General features: G+C 37.0%; 16 protein-coding genes. 5 read left to right on the plus strand and 11 right to left on the minus strand.

The features are described 5' to 3' along the window. Nucleotides 1-7: 7 nt before the first annotated feature. From ABKW31_RS01675 to ABKW31_RS01725, 11 genes are all read right to left on the minus strand, one after another. Nucleotides 8-958 carry a glycosyltransferase family A protein gene (locus ABKW31_RS01675; RefSeq protein ID WP_348614437.1) on the minus strand — a complete coding sequence of 317 codons (951 nt, stop codon included), beginning with the start codon at nt 956-958 and terminating at the stop codon, nt 8-10. A gap of 18 nt (nt 959-976) precedes the next feature. Then, a complete protein-coding gene (locus ABKW31_RS01680) occupies nt 977-3,565 on the minus strand; it encodes a hypothetical protein (protein ID WP_348614438.1) in 2,589 nt (862 codons plus the stop codon). Continuing rightward, nucleotides 3,562-4,482, minus strand: coding sequence for a GNAT family N-acetyltransferase (locus tag ABKW31_RS01685; RefSeq protein ID WP_348614439.1), 921 nt, complete (start codon nt 4,480-4,482; stop codon nt 3,562-3,564). The genes ABKW31_RS01680 and ABKW31_RS01685 overlap by 4 nt, the downstream gene beginning before the upstream one ends. Before the next feature lie 262 nt (nt 4,483-4,744). Continuing rightward, nucleotides 4,745-7,486 (minus strand): XrtA/PEP-CTERM system TPR-repeat protein PrsT, encoded by a 2,742-nt coding sequence (prsT, locus tag ABKW31_RS01690; RefSeq protein WP_348614440.1) that lies wholly within the window; start codon nt 7,484-7,486, stop codon nt 4,745-4,747. A gap of 112 nt (nt 7,487-7,598) precedes the next feature. Continuing rightward, nucleotides 7,599-8,474, minus strand: a complete 876-nt coding sequence (locus ABKW31_RS01695) for a cupin-like domain-containing protein (RefSeq protein ID WP_348614441.1) — start codon at nt 8,472-8,474, stop codon at nt 7,599-7,601. 92 nt (nt 8,475-8,566) lie between these two features. Then, nucleotides 8,567-10,189 (minus strand): FAD-binding protein, encoded by a 1,623-nt coding sequence (locus tag ABKW31_RS01700; RefSeq protein ID WP_348614442.1) that lies wholly within the window; start codon nt 10,187-10,189, stop codon nt 8,567-8,569. Nucleotides 10,190-10,375: 186 nt separating this feature from the next. Next, entirely contained in the window at nt 10,376-11,197 is an 822-nt protein-coding gene (locus tag ABKW31_RS01705) for a PEP-CTERM sorting domain-containing protein (protein ID WP_348614444.1), read from the minus strand. 235 nt (nt 11,198-11,432) lie between these two features. Next, nucleotides 11,433-12,254, minus strand: a complete 822-nt coding sequence (locus ABKW31_RS01710; protein ID WP_348614445.1) for a PEP-CTERM/exosortase system-associated acyltransferase — start codon at nt 12,252-12,254, stop codon at nt 11,433-11,435. Further along, on the minus strand, nt 12,254-13,114 hold the full coding sequence (locus tag ABKW31_RS01715; protein ID WP_348614447.1) for a patatin-like phospholipase family protein: 861 nt from the start codon (nt 13,112-13,114) through the stop codon (nt 12,254-12,256). The genes ABKW31_RS01710 and ABKW31_RS01715 overlap by 1 nt, the downstream gene beginning before the upstream one ends. 76 nt (nt 13,115-13,190) lie before the next feature. Then, the gene (locus ABKW31_RS01720; RefSeq protein ID WP_348614448.1) at nt 13,191-13,790 is read right to left on the minus strand and encodes a YdcF family protein; all 600 of its coding nucleotides are present in this window, start codon (nt 13,788-13,790) and stop codon (nt 13,191-13,193) included. A gap of 213 nt (nt 13,791-14,003) precedes the next feature. After that, a complete protein-coding gene (locus ABKW31_RS01725) occupies nt 14,004-15,023 on the minus strand; it encodes an NAD-dependent epimerase (RefSeq protein ID WP_348614449.1) in 1,020 nt (339 codons plus the stop codon). Nucleotides 15,024-15,134: 111 nt separating this feature from the next. Here ABKW31_RS01725 and ABKW31_RS01730 point away from each other — a divergent pair, with 111 nt between their 5' ends. The 5 genes from ABKW31_RS01730 (at nt 15,135) to ABKW31_RS01750 (ending at nt 18,943) form a co-directional block, all read left to right on the plus strand. Then, nucleotides 15,135-15,902: a serine protease gene (locus ABKW31_RS01730; RefSeq protein ID WP_348614451.1), complete on the plus strand. Its 768-nt coding sequence runs from the start codon at nt 15,135-15,137 to the stop codon at nt 15,900-15,902. 141 nt (nt 15,903-16,043) lie between these two features. Next, on the plus strand, nt 16,044-16,733 hold the full coding sequence (locus ABKW31_RS01735; RefSeq protein WP_348614452.1) for a hypothetical protein: 690 nt from the start codon (nt 16,044-16,046) through the stop codon (nt 16,731-16,733). Nucleotides 16,734-16,737: 4 nt separating this feature from the next. Then, a complete protein-coding gene (locus tag ABKW31_RS01740) occupies nt 16,738-16,989 on the plus strand; it encodes a hypothetical protein (RefSeq protein ID WP_348614455.1) in 252 nt (83 codons plus the stop codon). Further along, nucleotides 16,986-17,840, plus strand: a complete 855-nt coding sequence (locus ABKW31_RS01745; RefSeq protein ID WP_348614458.1) for an HprK-related kinase A — start codon at nt 16,986-16,988, stop codon at nt 17,838-17,840. Before ABKW31_RS01740 ends, ABKW31_RS01745 begins: the two co-directional genes overlap by 4 nt. Then, nucleotides 17,840-18,943: a nucleotidyltransferase family protein gene (locus ABKW31_RS01750; RefSeq protein ID WP_348614460.1), complete on the plus strand. Its 1,104-nt coding sequence runs from the start codon at nt 17,840-17,842 to the stop codon at nt 18,941-18,943. The genes ABKW31_RS01745 and ABKW31_RS01750 overlap by 1 nt, the downstream gene beginning before the upstream one ends. The last annotated feature ends 9 nt before the right edge of the window (nt 18,944-18,952 follow it).

An 18,952-nucleotide genomic window follows, 5' to 3' on the forward strand; every position in this document is an offset into this window, starting at 1 on the left:
CCTTGTTCTATTTTACTTTAATGGTTTTAAAAAGGCCGGCAAACGTTCCTATTGCTCTAGCAGGAAAATACACCATATAAAACCATAATATAGGAATTAATTGTACTTTAGATTGTGCCAAAATAAACAAGCGTGAACTGTAAACAACAACTGGCAGCATGGCGAATACTAATGAGACCATAGCTAACTCTGGCCAACCACTGAGCAAGCAGAAGACAGATGCGACTAGAAGGAATAAAATTGCTGGAGGTACAAAAAAGCTGGGTAGTTCTCGCAGTGGTATCTTTCTTCCCGCTAAGGATTGAATATTAGATTGTCCGCGCCATATTTCTTTTTTGAACATAGCACTAAACTCTTTGTCTTCGCCAATGTGTCGATAATTCGCTAACGAAGTATAATAGAGCTTACCTAATTTGGCAGCTTGATCGGTAAAGTAGTAATCCTCACAAGTCACTAAGTGTTCAGGAAAACCACCAATTTTTTTAAATGAAGCCTTGCTCATAAACAAGTTCCGACCCGGTAAAAACGCCACATCTTGGTCTATTTCTACATTGCTTAAACTCGTACGGATTTGTTCAAGCGCCGGAGCATCGGCGTTACATACCTGCATTGCACTTACTATGATTCGCTCAGGTGAACCGAGAAGCGCTGAAAACATCTGCTCAACCCAATTTGATGACAAATAAATGTCAGCATCTAAGAAGGCTAAGTAGTCTCCTTGGGCCTGCTCTACGCCAAAGTTCCTAGAGCTGGAAATTGTATCTTCAACTGGACGAGTGAATACCTTTAGCTCGAGTTTGTCAGACGTCGTTAATATGCAATCTTTTATCTCGTCAGTTTGGCTCACCACTATGACTTCAAAGCTATGGTCTGACGTTTGCTGATTAATAATAGATTCAATTGTTTCAATCAACATTTCGAATCTACCCTTGTGGGGAATTATAAAAGACAGTTGCATTAAAAAGTGTATCCCCAGTTATTTTAATCGCTTCTTGAGCCAATTAATTTCATTTTTTATTGAAAGTTTTAACAAACGTTGACTAAAGGATTTTATAATACTGATAACTAGGTTGCGACTTTCATAATTTGGTCTCGGCCAATCCTGTCTGCAGGCCTGCTCAAATATAACCTGTTTACGGTTTTTATAAAAATCAACCATTCCACAATTTTGTAAGACTAGCACTAAAATTCGGGTGTAAGTTTTGGTTAGCGAACTATTTAGCCTGTGTGCTACTTCATTTTCAAAATATATAGCTTTTGTTAAGTAATCTTGTTTTTTGTCCGGCGCATAGTAATAAGCTGCAGCAAGGACATTAGCTTTTCTTAAGTCCTGGGCCGTCCATGTATCATTCGGATATTCCAAAATGTCGGGCTTATCGAGATACATGTATTCGTTGTCTGCCATCCAGTCAGCAAAGTTAATTAAACAATCTCGACAATAATAAAAATTGTCATCCATTTCGTTGCGCGTTTCTTTGACAGATAAATAACGCACTACTGCTTGTAAAAACACCGTATAAAACCACGTAGTTTCAACATCGGTAAGCTTGCGCTGCTTGATGTCTTCATTGGGATGAACAGTGTTGATAATGACATGTTCTGCTTTGAGCAAATAATGGTGCTCATTGGTTAGTTCGAAACTATCTAATAAGGCAATAATATAATTTGCAGTACCTCTGTCGAGTGGATACTGGCCAGTAAAATGATTTTTAATACCTAATAAATTACGATTTTTAAGGGCTAGTAACAATTCTAGGCAGGTACCAGAGCCTTCATAAACATGAGTTATCCAATTAGTTAAGGTCAAGACTGCCTGCTTGGATGTCTCTTCTCCGGCAATAAAATAGTGCAGTGCCATTCCGCTGGTATAACAGTGCTGACCACCAGGTCCACCACCACCAGCATGATCTTGATATGCATTGGCGGTTTGATGTTTAGAATACGAGCGATGACTAGAAGTATAAGCCTGCAGATAATGATCGGTATGCCAAAATAAACCACCGTTATATTCAGCTTTATCTTCTGTGGTTTGATAGATGTCAATATTCTTTACATGTCTTGCTAAGTCATCAGCAAGTTCAAACCAACGTTTGTCTTGAGTAGATAAATACTGTCTTAAAAATCCTAAAATAGGATCATATTGATTATTATAATGAGAAACAAAGGTGTCACGGCTATTGTATCCTGCCGTTTCATGGTCTGCGTAGATATCACCAAAATTTCTCCAACCAAATTCATCGAGTTTTTCACGTTTGTTAAAAAAGCTTTCCTTTCCGCTTATTCCAATCTCAAATAAGTCATCAAACAGACCCTTTCCTTGGTTTAAAACATAGGGTGTATTTAATAAAACTTGTTGCGTCCATGTGGCTGGAGGGATTAGATAAATCCGCTTATGGACCCAATCCAAATTTGTTTTACTTTTACCTAAAGAAAGCCACATTTTGTGGGTTTTACTCTCTCCACCTTGAAGTTCATGTGGTGAATTTTCAATTGTTGGAAATAGTGAGCAAATAAAACTATTTCCTTTTTGAACAAGGGCTTTGGGGAAGTTCTGCCAGAATTTCTCAAACGTAAACAACACAATATCATTAATATAAACAGTGGGTGTTGCTCTTAAAATCTCTATTTCGACCTGATTGTGAAAATCTAATAATGCTCCTTTTTTTGAAAACGGTATCTGCCCGCTACTATTTACATGGACAGGGCTAAGCCAGTTTTTCCCACCACTACTGGCTTGGAATAAAGTAAATTGGTTTTGAATTGTTTCGTGCCACTGTCCCTTAACCTGAGATTGTAGTTGCAATACCTTGATTGAATTGAACTCTAAACATATGTTTGCAGAGTCAAAGAGTATCGAACCTTTATCGCCTAAGTCCCAATGCCCATTTGTGTGAGTTGCTGCTTTGGAATTATGCAGGGTGTGTTCAATACTAACTGTGTTCTGTTGATTATAGAAAGTAAAGTAAAGCGTGTTCTTGATGTGTGATGTTTGCGCTGTCACTCCACATAGCTCTAATATCAATTCGACTTTTTGCACTGAGCCGTCAAATAAATCTATAAAAGATTCCAATTTATGGCTGGTTATATCAAAGGACTGGGCTACTTGGCTTTGATCAAAGAGCTGTAAATAACCCTCAATAGTCTCGTTTTTACGATTTTTTTGATGCAGGGTAAACCTTGCCGTATCAAGCAATAATTTAAAACAAAGTTCATCGATTACTATTTCTATGTTGTCTTGGTCTGTCTGACAGGAGATTTCTGATTGGGCTTTATTTTTAAGCCTTTTAACATCACTAAGCTGTAATGAATATTCCGCATTATCTACGTTACAAAAAAAATCAAAGGTAACCCATTTGATACTGTCATCTTGCCATCTTGATGTGATTTTAGCATTACAACTGATTGCTTTATCATTTTCGAGCAGAGATAGTTGACTTAAACAAATGACTCTTTCTTTTGGCAAGGGAACAGCAAAAGAGCAAAGTGATGACCTTGTTAGTCCATCTGACACAATGAGGTTTATCAGATTTACATTGTTCGTGTTTTGAGATGAAGGGCTTGTCATTCAATTTTCTTTTCTGTGTTTATATTCAAGTAATTTTTGATGTATCTTAAACCCTCCCTAAGCTTCAAAGATAAAGTGGGTTTATAAAAACACACTAACTTTTGAAGATACTCCTCGGTGTTACTGAGAGATTTCTTATATCTAGCATCACCAGCTAAGAACCGATATTGGAGAGCTCCACTGGCAATGGCCTCTTCTATGACTAATGTATGGATGACTAAACCTACTTTAATTCGATTATCGCTGTGTGGTTTAATCGCAGATAAATAGAAATTCCAACTTGTTTCCTCGGCTAAAATGTATATATATCCCAATGCTTCATTATTTAAAAACAAGCCGTATAATTTAGAATATTTTTGAGATTCGTCTTCCAGTATAATTTTTCTATGAAATTTGTTGAATACAGGATTGTTAAATCCACTGCCAAACCTTGTATTACTCCATTTATCTATGTGTATTTCCGCAATTTCACTTAAAAAATGTTGTTTTTCTTTGATATCATTGGCCTGCTTTAACTCCAGTTGTCCCTGATTTTCCAGTAGTCTCTTTGACCGCAAAATTTGGCTACGGGAGTTTTTAGAAAGATCCGCAAGGTAACTGTCGACCGAATACTTGCCGGTTAAATTGACGGTAAAACTCGGAGATTCAATTTCAGTTCGACTACTAGCTAATTGTTCATGAAAAGCAGATAAAATTGGGACCTTAGACAAACCAACAAATATTTCGTGCCATTCTAAGTTGTTACCAACTAGATAGTTTATCATGGCATTTCGAATCATTGACGACGACTGGGCATCTACCAAAAAGTCATTATGCTCAATCCAAACTTGGTCAATTGATTCACAGCCATATCGATGCAGCCACAACTGCTTGATTTTGCAGCCAGGGAACAGATTATAGTGTTTAGTTGAGAACATAGCTAAACCTACAGTCTCATTCTTGTCATTCGCTTCTAAAACAATTGGAGGCTCAGGTAACGTTTCTATCCAAGCAGAAATCCAGTGCCATGAAATAAAAAAATTGGGACTGGATTTCTTGGTAAGGTTAATCCACTTATCCTTAAATTCGGCATTTTCCTGATATGTGTAATGGTTAACAGATATAATGACACATTTTCCTTAGCAAAAATAACATGACTAAAACGTAATAATTTTAAGTTAGTATTACTGTATGGTGATGCTAAACATTAACCAATAATTTATTCAGTCTTGCTAATGTTACTTTATCTGATTCCTTCAAGACTTTTATTTCACTGAGCATATTTTTTGCTTTGTTAATATTTCCATTTGCGATCAGTACTTCTACTAAATGAAGCTTAATTTCAATGTTTTGAGGTTGTTCTTCATTTGCTTTACTTATAAAAGTGAGTGCTTCAGCGAATAATCCTTTTTTGAACAGAACCCAGCCATAGGTATCTAAAGCAAAATGTGACTTTGGCTTTAAGTTTATGGCCTCTGTTGCTAATTTTTCGGCACTATCTATATTTTCCCTTTGGAGTTCAACCAACGCATAGTTATTTAGGGTAATAAAATGCTGTGGATTCTTTTCGAGAAACATTTCGTAATATTTTGCTGCTTTATCATACATTTTGTTTGCCGTAGCGTATTCAGCTACAGTATGAAGTTCAACAAAAGCTCTTCCCAGTTTTTGCAATTCAAGCTCTAATATTTTGATACCCTCGTCAGATTTGTTGACACCCTGCAAAGCATAAGCAAGGAATTTGGCATTTTCGAAAGTTGGGTATTCATCATAGTGGGGGGATAATATTGAGACGGCCTTTTTAAAGTCGTTTTGATATAATGCTAACTTACCTTCAAAGAGTGGAAAACCGACAAGTCTATTTCGGTACTGATTGACGGATTCTAATTGTATCTTTGCTTCGGAAATACGACCCATTTCAAGTAAAAAATTGCCATATAAAGCTGTGAATCTAGGATCATTTGGAAATAAATTAGATGCTTTGAGAGCCGTATCACTAGCAAGTGCTATTTCTTTATTGAGTTCGTAAGCTGATATCAATCTAAACCACGCTTGTGAGTCAATTGGGAATTTACTGGTCGATATTAAAAAAGTAGAAATGGCTTTAGTAAATTGGCCTTCTTTTAAATAAATATCACCTAAAACCTTGAGCATGTTGGAGTCTGCACGATCTATGTTTTTCGTTACAAGTTCAATACCTTTAGTTGGTTCGCCCTGCCAAGCATACAATAAGCCTAAAGCTGAAACTGGTGCAATTTCTTCTTTATTTTCCTCAATAGTTTTGTTGAAGAAGTTTTCCACTGATTTCAAATCGTCTATGGCGATGCCAAAGTTTATTAAGTCAATCATTAAATTGAAATTGCTTGGGTTATTAGCAATTAGTGGTTTGGCAATATTAATTGCTTCTGTAAATTTCTCCTCTTTTGCGTTCAATAACATTAGAAATCTTGATGTACTCAAATGCAGCGGCTCGAGTTCTAAAACACTATTAAATATATTTCGAGCCTTATCATTTTTATCTGTTTTAAGATAGATATAACCTTCAATAGAGAGTCCACGAACTTTATCAATTTCTTGCCACTCTTTAGCTATTTTAAGCGCTTCTATTGGTTTATTGTCTCGCAAGTTAGATTCAATAAGTAACATCCAAGCTTCATTAATACTGTCATCGAATTTCACAGCATTCTCTAAATTTTCAATCCCACTGGTATCATTCGAACTCAACTTCACTAAACCTTCTTTTAGTTGGTTCTGTGCATTCTTGTTGTCTAATGCATTCACCTGAGCAAAATACTTGGCCGCATTGACTAAATCACCTTCTTGAAACTTTTTAATGGCAACGGCGCTTAGTAACTTAGTATTTTCTTCGTCAGAAACTTCAAGCGTTTTTAATTGTTCAAGCACTTCATCTGTGTATCCGAGTTGAAGACGTACTTCAGCAAAAATTCGATTAACTATATGTGTTGGAGGAAACTTGTCTGAAATTTGAGAAAGATAAGAATATGCGGTTTCTGGTTTACGCAGTTTAAAGGCTGATACGCCACCTATGAAGCTGGCTTCTATACTTCCAATACCCCTTGGGTTAGCTTTTTCCGCATATACTAGCGCTTGCGGAAAGTTTTCTTTTTTAAAGTATATTTTAGCTTGGAGTAAATTAGCGTAAGCGCTATCAGAATTAATATCTAATAAAAAATCCACATGTTTTTGGGCTTTATCGAGTTGATTTACTTTTACTAAAAGGTCTGCCAACTGAAATCTGACAAAATAATAGTTAGGCAGCATGTCCATTATCTTGGTGTAATGTTCAACGGCAGCTTCATTCAAACCTAACTGAACATTAATGAATCCTGCAAGCAGTAATTTTTCAATCGCTTCGTTAGATGGATCAGTAAATTTGTCTAAATATTCAGCAGCTTCTGACAGCTTCCCTAGAAAAAGTGCTTGATAAGCTTGAGCAATTACATAATCATCACCTATCAGATTAGAAGGGAATTGAAGCGCGGTTTCATCCTGTATCCCACTTTTTAACGCTGATAAATATCGAAATAGTTCAATCTGACTTTGTACTTTACTTTCTTCACTTTGGAACGCTTTTGTAAATAAATAAACCCTGTCAAAATCATCTTGGTAATACATCGATTTGGCTAATAAAGGACCTAAATTGTCATTTTCTTCACCTAGTTCTTCTGCTTTACGTAATTCTTTTTCAGCATTAGCAAATTGGCCTGAGATAAAATAAAGATTACCTAAGTTAAATCGGGCTTCTTTACTTTTCGGTGCATCAATAAGGGCATTTTTAAGTTCAATAATTGCTTTATCGATTTCCCCATTTTGTTGCAACAGGCTTGCTTCCTGCAGTCGCTCTTGTATTGTTTTTTGTGAACAACTCGAAATGGATATTAATGCGCCTAACAGGCAACAAATTAAAATTCTTTTACTCACCAAATATCTCCTTTTAGCATTTGATTCAGTTCCAATCCATGTTTCAAAACATTAATTTGTAAACTTTCTTTGCTTTAGACTAACAATGTTATTTTAAAAAATATGATAAATTTTACTTAACATTAAAATTGTTTTTAGAAAACTCAGCAGCTCGTTGCTTTATTTGCTTCGCCAAAATTAATAATTTGGGATAGCCAGCCAATTCTTGAAACAATCTTCTTAACATTTTCCAATTTGAAACATCTTTACTGTATGCATCAATTAATTCCTTTCCTTGTCCGCCATAATTGGAAAACTTATCTGGAAAGAATGCTGAGTTTACCAAAGGCATTGTATTTCTCAATTTTACTATTTCAACTTCCCTCCGACCTAATATACTATTTAAGTTAGGTGTTGTGGGAGTAAAAACCCAATTTAAATTTAAGTTAATGGGTTCCATAGAGTGTACCTCATGATACCAATATCTGGGCAAAAACAATATGTCACCGGGTAAAGTGTCAAATTCGTAGAAGTCAAATTTATCCGGGTTGTAGGTGAAATCTTTTCCAACTAACCCAGCAAACATGAAAGGAATACTGGGTAAGGGAGTATTCGGAGACGTGATAATCCAGTGCTTTTTACCAAGTACCTGCTGATTGAGCCCGTGTAAACTATTCCCATCATAATGAGGCAAGGTAACATGACCTTGTGGCTGCATAAACAATCGCATTGGAGATTGTCGCACCGACATATCCTCTCTGGCCAAAATCATTTTTACTATAGTTGGAATTTGGATTGTTCCATTGTCGACTAAATCGGCATCAAACCAACCCGCTTCTCTTTTTGTTTCATCAGTGAAATGTTCTAAAACATAATTAGGCGTTAATATATTTGTATCAAATGTATTGACCTGACTGATTATCAGAGGCTTTTCTGGGATCAGATACTGTTCTATAAAAACGGAGTCTTTTAAGTCGGGTAATGCAACCTTATCGATATCTAATTTCATTATTAATTGCTCTCTGTTAGGTCAAACAAGTGGTTAAATATTATACTTATTACTAAATAAAAATTTAACTTGTTATGTTGCAAAGTACACTTTTACGGATTATACCTGTTGGGAGCTAGTATTCTGTTCGGATCCAATGTTGATTTAATAAGGTCTGTAGTTTCCCAAAATATGTGCTCGGATTCCAATTTTTTCTGTTGTGTAGTATCCAGCCTATAAGGTACAAATCCATATTTTGCCCCCTCATTTATAAGGTGATCTAGACATGAATGGGCGTTTTTTACTTCTGTGGCATTGCTTAAGTTAAAAACCAGAGGAACAGTAGAATCAACACAATCATGTTTAAGGTTAGTAAACGTTATCAAAGGTTCGATACCGTATAGAGGTGTTATTTTTCTAACGAAATCAACAAACTTACTGAGTGATTGCGGTTCCATTTTTATAAGGGGCGCATACCACAGTAAACCACATTCGTCCTTTGATGGAGACATAATCTTAGATTTATCAGGTCTAATTTTAGCATTTCGCCAATAGGGTAGGGGCAGCGCGACTTGATTGGGTATTCCTAACATAATGTCAATTCCTTCTCGCAAAGACTCCAATTTTTGTTTTGTATCGCCTAAAAAATTATTATTAGGCGATGTGAATTTTAAGAAAAAGTCAGCCAATCGTATTAATAATGAATCTGAGTAAAAAACAGTACCTAGTTTTTTCGCTTTCTTGCGGAACAACTTTTTACTTGCTTTGACGATGTCTTTATCACCATACATTGATCCTACTACCATCCATTGAGGCAGCTTTTTATTCTCTGATTCTTTAGCTATTTGACTCTCAGTCATTAGTTTTCCGTTTTCATGACCATTAGGGTTTTCAGAGGTGATAGATATTAGTCTGCGCTGATCCATAAGGTTGATTGAACCGACAATGCCAGAATAATTTTTAAGCGTGTCTTTAATCAATGAAACCGCGTCCTCAAAACTTTCACTTTTGGGAATTTGTAGATAAAAAGCGCAAAAATACTTAGGTATCGGGGCTAGCCTAATAGTCATTTCTGTAACAATAGCTAAATTACTTTGTGTGAAAAGTCCATCGATATACGGACCTAGTCCCCATTTATACGTTTTATCTGTAAAATCTTCTCCTGATTTATCGATCGCACTAATTGCTGATTCGTAAATTCGCTCACAAAATTCTGGATGTGGCAGGTAAGCCTTTAAAGCAGTGCAGGCATAAAAATGATCGTTGTGAGGGGTAATACCATAACCTCGTTCTAGTGCATTACTCAACAAGCTACAAGTTGGACCCGCACCGGTGACAGGTACCATGTACTGCCAATTATTTTTTGTAAGAAAATCATAAAGTTGCTGTTGTGTCACTCCAGGTTGTACGGTGACCAATCCGAGCTCTTTACTCGTAGGAATTATTTTTTTTAGTTTACTAAAATCTAATATTACATTGGGCCTATTATCGGAAACATTGAATGAACCATAACCCCAATTATTGTTTGTTGAGACAGGATAAATATTGAATAGATACTTATTAGCCAATTTTAAAATCAAACTGATTTCTTCAATATCATTGATTACCACCGCCGCATCCAATGCTACTGGTTCCGAAAATGTTGTTTTGCCATATTTATTGGTGGCGTCTTGAAGTGATAGTATTTCAGTGTTAAAAATTTTAGTTTGGTCTTTAAGTATCTCTACAACGTCCATCTACTGATCCTACAGCTCTAAATCATATAGTGAGTATGGAGAATTTTGTGTTAGAAGACTATTTAATTTATTTAGATAAAATATGAAATCGAAACTTGATAGGAGTTTACGTAATAATGGATGAGATTTTTTCAGAAAAAAAAAGGCCGGATTATCCGGCCTTTTTTAAACTAATCTAATTTTTGACTATTTTTTCATTCTTTTTGCTAAGCCCAAACCTAAAAGACCAAGACCTAAAAAGGCTAAGCCTGTAGGTGCTGGAACTGGGCGATTTCTCAAACCGATAACAATGTTATCAAACTCACCAGCTACACCGGTTGAGGTTATTCTTACTCTGTCAAAAGCATCAGCGAACGAGAATGCAATATTAACATAGACGTTTGAATCACGGTTAGTTTGACTACCATTTACACCGCCAAGCTGTGCCAATAAAGATGACCCAGTAATTGTTTCTATCAATGAACCACCTGAGTAAAACTCAAAATCGTTATAATCGTCAACTGAGCCCCAATAGAAACCTAGGTAAGTAATACCAGTGTCCAATTGAGCAGCTAAGAAACCAGAATAATCGATTTCAACCCAAGAAGGTAATGCACCACCCTGACCAGGAGTATAACCGTAACAAGTTTGGTCACCTAATGGAGCAGCTGCAACATTACTTACAGAACCACTACGAACACCTAAAGCATTTGCTGCACTTGCTGAAACCACTATGCCAGGAGTACCAGCACCGTTTACAGCGCACGAACTTGCAGGGTCAACATTATAATCTTTAGAACCAGGGCCTACACCTACTGTTTGAGTGGCATCATCAAATGTTTCAACGAAGAAACCAGTAGATCCATCTAATAGGTTTGACGGATCAACAAAGCTGCTTGTTAAGCCAGAAAGGTCAGTTGCAGCTTGGCCACCAAAAGAAACGGTAGCAGCGTTAGCGCCAGAAGTTACTGCTAAGCCAAATACCATGCTTGCAGCGAGAAGTTTTGTTTTTGTTAACATATTTTTCATATTTTCGTCCTTTTTTGGAATTGAATGTATCGGTAAACTGTTACGGAATTAAATGCAGGAGCTGTGCCAGAAATAATAATTCCTTTTATAACAATGCCTTATGGTTTTTGCTTAAATTTTTTTTTTGCAAAGTGTAAAGAAATCCGACAATTTGATGTTCTGAAAACGCCCTATATTATACATTTAAGAACATTTGTTATTGGTCACTATTTTTTGGCATTGCTTTAAAGTAAATTTAATTGTTTTTTTGTTTAAACTGCAGGGCTACTCTTTTTTCTATGTTTTGAAGCATTTTTTTAAATCCCGGGCTCAAACCCTCCATTAAGAGTTTGCGACTTATATAGTAAGGCGCTCTTTGTCCGTGGTATTCAACTACTGGGCCTACTTGTTGAAACGGAATGCCGACGAATCTCAAACTTCTGGCCAATCTGGGTTCCATCATAACAAAGCAATGTTGAATGCCATGGTGCAGTGTTATGGATGCTGCAGATAAATACAAACCAACAGCGATGAAAGGAAAACATCTGAGTTCTCGTTCAGAATAAACATGTTCATTAATCGCACCTGTTGCTGAACCTGAAAATTTATCCGTTGCACGTTTTCTAAATTGTGCCGGTATGGCTAGCCTCGATATTTCACAAATTTGTTCTCGCGGAAAATCACTAGGGTGAACACTTTTTTCATCGATTGAACTGATGCAATATTTTTCAATAGGTAATAGTTGTTCAGCGCTGTTGGTTCTTACAATTCTTACTGTTCCTGCATAAGCTCCAGTTGGAATATGTTTAATCAGGCAGTGGGTTGAATGTAAATCAAAGTCGTCAGTTTCTTGGGAATTCTCTTTTAAGTCCTCAAACTTAAGTTCTTCACAGTAAACATTATGGCGAATTTTAAAAGACTCACTTTTAAATTCATTTGAGAAAGCCACTATTGGATGTAAATATTCAGAAAAATGCTGTGAAATTTGATTTGCTTTGCGGCTTACCACAAAGTTCATTATTTGCTTAACCAATCTTCCAATGACAGGTTTATCTGCGTATTTTCTTAAGTTATTCATCAATTGCGGTCCAAAAGAACAGGTTCCATTATAATCTCTTTTTTTCTAGCAGCTAAGCGTTTGGGTACAAAGGTAAGGGCGGTTTCATATCCTACTTTAAATAGATATTCCTTTTGCTCTAATGACATGTTGAAATCCACTGGCGATAGCAGCCCAGTGTTGATAACAATCGTATTTTGCCAATGATTGTCATGCACATACTCTCTCGACATTGCGGTCATAAATGTTCTTATTAGCATCATCACATATTGCTTTAGGGGTAACCAACTTTTTTTAAAACGCGGTTCAGTAATCTGCTCACTTTTAAGTCTAAAACACAGAATGTTGGTGCCATCTCCCGCCCAATCATTATAAAGAGCATCTTCAGAGAGTATCGCACCATCTACTAGTATATGTTCTTTGTAATTTTGAAAACTAAAAAATAGTGGGATCGACATCGAAAATCTAACCGCTTTTGAAATTTTTAGGTCAGGTGAGTTGATTTTGTTAAAGACAACTGGACCTCCGCCATTAACATCTGTCGCTAATACGTGAAGGTTTAACTCGATGTCTTTGAAGGTTACCCCGTTGAGGAGTTCGTCCATCCATTGCTCAAAACTATCCCCAGAACAAAGGCCACCTTGTGTGATAAGTCTAAATAATGAAAAACCACGAAACTTTTTAAAGTCGGTTTCGAGGGCAAGTTGTTGAATCTTTTCAATTGATAAACCACATGCAAATAACGCTGATACGATGGAGCCTCCCGATACGCCGACAATATGTTCAAACTTAATATCTAACTCAGTTAAAGCCTTTAATATGCCGATATGAGCAGATAATTTGGTTCCACCACCGGAAAAAATAGGAACAATTTTACTCATTTAATCAAGGGCCTATTCATATTATTTCCATTAAACGTTTGGTAAATTATCGTGCAGTTTCTGGTAAAGTAAAATTTTATAAAAACAAATTTTGATGTACCAAACCTAAATACTCATGAATAGCTCGTTCACTGCGGTATAAACTTCGCGCACTGGGTAAACTTAAACTCATTTCAATATTTATTCGACTTAGATGCTCAACAGGCACAGGGACAACCTGTATGTTTTTGTCAGTAAAATATCGCATAGCTCTTGGTAAATGGCTGGCGGAGGTGACAAGGGTGATTTTGTCAGTTTTTAGAATTGACAAAAGGGCGCGAACTTCAGTTTCAGTATTTTTACCCTTTGTAACAATGTGAATGTCTTCGGCTTTAACGCCAAATTTTATTAAAAAATCTCTATTATGAACGGCTTGTGGCACCTTATCTTTGTAACCAAGTATATCTCCAGCTAAATAAACGGGCATTCTGTGTGCTTTATATAAGAGAACTGCTTCCATGTTCCGTTGCAACGAACAATTTGGCCATCGAGATAAAAATGGCAGGTTTTCGTCTTCAAAATAATTACAAGCTAGCACTACAATCGCACCGGTATTGCGCCATTCTTCCGATTCAATCTTTATAACGGGGTATTGGTCTTCAAGTGGTTTTATCAGCACTACACTTGGATAGGTCATACTACATAAAAAAAACCAAACGATTGGTATATAAGACAGAGCTCTAAATAGCACTTTACTAGCCGAAAAGTGAAGCGCTACTCTTAATGATAAATATATCAAGGGAGCATGGACTAAGGGAGAGCTTAATATGTTGGCAATTTCCGATAACATAACTTTAATTTCTTCCTGTCATTTATGCTAGAGAGTTTAGACTCGTTTGGTGGCACAAGTTTACCCTATTTTGTAAAAATGCTTATACCATTCAACAAAGAGCTTGATGCCGTGTACTAGATCCGTACTGGGTAAATATCCAACATCTGCCGATAAAGCTGACACATCAGCATAGGTATCTGGAACATCTCCAGCCTGCATGGGGAGAAGATTCTTTTGGGCATTTTTACCTAAGGCTTGTTCTAGTGTTTCTATAAATTTAAGTAAATTAACTGGGGTGTGTGCGCCAATGTTATAAATTTTCCATGGGGCTTTACTTGTACTGGGATCAGGACTTTTACCCGCCCATTGCTCATTGCCCTCTACATTTTGATCGAGAGAAAGAATTATCCCTGAAACGATGTCGTCTATATAAGTGAAATCTCGACGATGATTACCGTAGTTATATACGTCAATTGATTCATCTTGCAGGATAGCTTTGGTAAATTTGAAAAGCGCCATGTCTGGCCTTCCCCAAGGTCCATAGACGGTAAAAAAACGAAGTCCAGTGGTTGATAAATTATATAAATGGCTATAAGTATGGGCCATTAATTCGTTGGCTTTTTTACTTGCCGCATACAATGAAACAGGGTGATCAACATTATCTTTTACTGAAAAAGGCATTGTTTCATTCGCCCCATAAACGGAACTCGATGACGCATAAACTAAGTGTTTGACTGCGTTATGACGACAACCTTCTAGTATGTTTAGAAAACCGACTATGTTGCTTTCTACATAGGCGTGCGGATTTTCGATTGAATACCGTACCCCAGCTTGCGCAGCCAAGTTGATAACCTTGTCAAACTTTTCGGTTTCAAACAGACTTGCTATTTTATCTCGAGCGGCAATATCTAATTTAATAAAAGTAAATAAGCTGGAGCTTTCATGTTTAGCTAGTTCTTCGAGACGTCCTTGCTTTAAACTTACATCATAATAATCATTTAGGTTATCAATGCCGACCACAGTGTCACCGCGAGTAATAAGGTAACAACAAACATGAAAACCGATAAATCCAGCTGCGCCCGTTACTAAAACTTTCATTTAAATCCTTGATTTATACTGTACAGTTTTACATCTACTACTAGTAGAGCCTCTTAATGTTTGTAATCATAACAAAAATTAATTTAAATATTGAATAGTAAGGTCTAACTCATGAATTTAATTTTAAAAGTAGCATCAATTTTTGTTTTTATACTTAGTGCGACGCATGTTGAAGCAAGTTCCGTTTCAGACATTGTTACAAAAGTAAAACCTTCAGTAGTTGGAGTTGGTTTGTATGATGCAATGTCGGCCCAAACCCATCAACTAAGAGGTACCGGGTTTGCCTTTGGTGATGGCAGTCTTATTGCCACTAATCATCATGTTGTCTCGATTGTGCTTGACCCTAAAATAGTCCAGTATCTTATCGTGTTTGCAGGTCAAGGTGCTCACCCAACTATTTATCGAGCTGAAATTGTAGCAAAGGATATTGAACACGATATAGCGATTCTTAAAATTGCTGCAAATTTGCCTGCACTTAGATTAGCTGATGATTCGGTGGTTGCTGACGGCAATGAAGTGTTACTTACCGGCTTTCCTATTGGTGCTGTTCTTGGTTTATATCCTGCCACACATAGAGGTATTGTCGCAGCTTTTACGCCTGATGTAATCCCAAGTATGAATTCGACCCAGTTAAGCAATCGGATATTAGATAGACTAGACAAACCTTCAATGATTTATCAGTTAGACATTACTGCCTACCCGGGCAATAGCGGCAGTCCGCTTTATAATGCTCAAAATGGCGATGTGATTGGTATTTTAAATAAGGTATTTGTTAAAGAAACCAAAGAATCAGTGATTGAAAAACCCAGTGGTATTAGTTACGCCATCCCGGTTAAATATCTGAGAGGACTTACATTACAAAGTGGATTGGCGCTATAATAAGGCATAAAACACAAGGAATGTGTCAAAAAAATTTACACATTAATTTCTTGCTAAATTTTTTTCTATATAATTCATGCGCTTGTGTTTTGGCGTGTTTTTTGCATTTGATATTTAAGATTAAGTTTTGGGAAAATGACAATGAATGAACTAGGGAGTGAAAAAATGCCTAAAGTCGAGAAAATACAACAAAATGCTAGACGTAAATTTTTAATTCAATCATCTGCTGGTGTCGCGATCACGACCTTACCAGCCCAATCTGTTTGGGGTGCGTGCAATACCTCTGGTTTGTCTGGTGGTTCACGCAGCGCAGGGACGGTTTGTATTATACCTCACGTAACTGGTGGGCGTTCTCCCGGAAGCTGGACAAAATTTGTTGACTTGGCGGCCCCAGACAATTTAGCTCGCAATAAAGTAAGAGAAATGTTTAGTCTTGGGCCAGGCGGTGGACCGAGTGCACCATCAGAGAGCTCTTTGAATGCTGCATATTGCAACGTACGGACCCACATTAGGGGCTTACCTACATTGACTCTTGTTGACCCCCAAGGGATTTTTGCTGACGTAGATTTCAATGTCGAAGATTACTTAAATGATAGTGGGCCAGAGAAAAATTTTGCTGCCTATTATTTGAATGCTCTATTTGGCTTTTATGGCCCATTAGCACCGCTGGCGGACGCTGATGAATTAATCCAACATGTATGGGGTGTTATGCTGGTTAAAGGTGATGCAAACTCGACAGGTCCTACCAACACGGCAGACCTAGAAGCCGCATGGGTACCAGAAACCTCAACTACCTCAGCTTATCTCCCCAGTGGAAGCGGTTGCTCTTAAGACTTTGACGAAGTATAACATCGCTCCTAATATGGTTTGTCATATTACATCTGACTTAAGTGGATTAGTTTTTTTTTCGACCCAAGACTTTTCCACTTCTTGTATTCAATTTGATTTATCGCCCTACAGAGATTGCCGCTTAGCTGATGGCCAAATTGATTTACATCGCTTTAATTTGGCATGTAAAGTTGATGAGGCTATTAGTGAGTTGAAACGTCAGTTACTGAAATACAATTTTTTAACTGAGCAACTGTGAACTCGATACTAGACTTAGGCATTTATCGCTTTAATATTGAACATTGTCCTAAATTTATTCAGCCCAGTTTACGGCTGCTGTACGATGAAAGTGTAAATTTACACCCAGACAAACCCATCGATTTCCATCTGACCATTAAGAATACTTCTTTTTTGCGCCGCTTTATCAAACCTCAGGTATGTATTTATATTGATCAACAAAGGCCCTTTCATCCCTTGAAAAAAAGCTTGTTGTTGCCTTCTTTAGAATGGGGATTAAACTGGTGTATTGCCTCTTTTGATTTTAATCATTTATTGATTCACTCTTCAGTCATTGTAAAAAATGGCAAAGCCATTATTTGTCCTGCCCAGCCAGGCTCAGGTAAAAGTACATTAGCCACTTATTTTGGTCTTAAAGATTGGCGAGTGTATTCTGATGAAATGGCGATTATTAGTTTAAATACTAATCGAGTGAGGCCGATGCATCGGCCAGCGTCCCTTAAAAACAAGTCTATTGATGTTATAAAGAAATTGGTCCCCGAAGCTGCTATGTCCCCTATTGCTCATGGCACTCACAAAGGTGACATTGCACATGTAAAATTGATGACTCGTGCCCAGTACAATGAGCTTGGCGATGTTGAAGTTGTCGCTGTGGTTTTTCCAAAGTACCAAGCGAATAGTCAACTTAACATTAAAAAAATATCCCAAACTGATGGTTTTTCGCGTTTAGTGCATCATGCGTTTAATTATAATGTGGTGGGTGAAGATGGCTTTAATACTCTAAAAGCAGTTGTGGATAGCAGTCAATTTTTCGGGATTAGCTATTCTTCGTATGATGGCCTGAGTGCATTTTTAGATGAACTGGTAAGGTAATGACGAGTCTATTTACCGCACAAAAATTTTTCGCTCTATTTGCTCACTCTGAGTCAATCGCGGGGCTTAGTCTGAAACAGTGGGAGCAGTTACTCAGAATTTTGCGTGGTGCTGATATGCTGGGCTCGTTCTATTATTTTTTGCAACGACATGAGCAACTGAGTCATGTTCCTGATTTTGCCCTTGGTCATTTATTATCGGCTAAACGCTATGCTGACCGACAGGTCCAACAAGTTAATGCTGAGGTGAGTTTACTAGCAGCTTGTCTGGCGATTATTGACTGCAAACCGGTGTTTCTAAAAGGTGCGGCGTATGTGCTCAATAATTCCAGTAATCACTTTGGTCGTGTCATGAGTGACATAGATATACTCGTTCCTAAAGTTGATTTACTAAAAGTTGAGAATGCATTAAAAAGCGACGGCTGGCTTGAAAAGAAATTAGATGATTATGACGAGCAGTATTACCGAAAATGGGTACATGAACTCCCGCCATTCACGCATCCCGAACGTGGTGTTTCTTTAGATGTGCATCATACTATTATCCCACCCATTACTGGTATGATTATTCCTCAGCATTATTTATTTGGTAATAAAATTAAAACCGAATTCGGTCATCTGACTTTAAGTGCAGAAATGGTTATTATGCACTGTATTATTCACTTATTTTACAACGAAGATTACGAAAAAAGTTTCCGGGATATTGTTGATATCCATATGTTATTGCTAGATTACGAGAGTGAGCATAAGTTAACGGCAATTAACCAAGTTGCCAATGATTTACATTTTGCCAAAGAGTGGCATTACGCTTTGTATTTATGTGATCATCTGTTTAACGTTAAGCGAATTGATACTCTATCAAAAGACACTCGCTTTTATTCTCTTGCTTCTATAAATACCTTGTTTATCAAAGTTATTATTCTACCTGCACTGATACCAAGTCATGATTTATTTGACAGTCGATGGAATAAATTTGCTCGTTTTGTGATGTTTTTACGTGGTCATTTTTTAAAAATGCCTTTAAAGATTTTAATTCCCCACTTTTTTGTGAAGTCACTCAGAGCATTAGTTATGCTAATAATGGGGCCTCACCATTACGAGAAGTAGTGTTTCAGC

This window comes from Paraglaciecola sp. 25GB23A, assembly GCF_040012495.1.
Classification (GTDB): domain Bacteria; phylum Pseudomonadota; class Gammaproteobacteria; order Enterobacterales; family Alteromonadaceae; genus Paraglaciecola.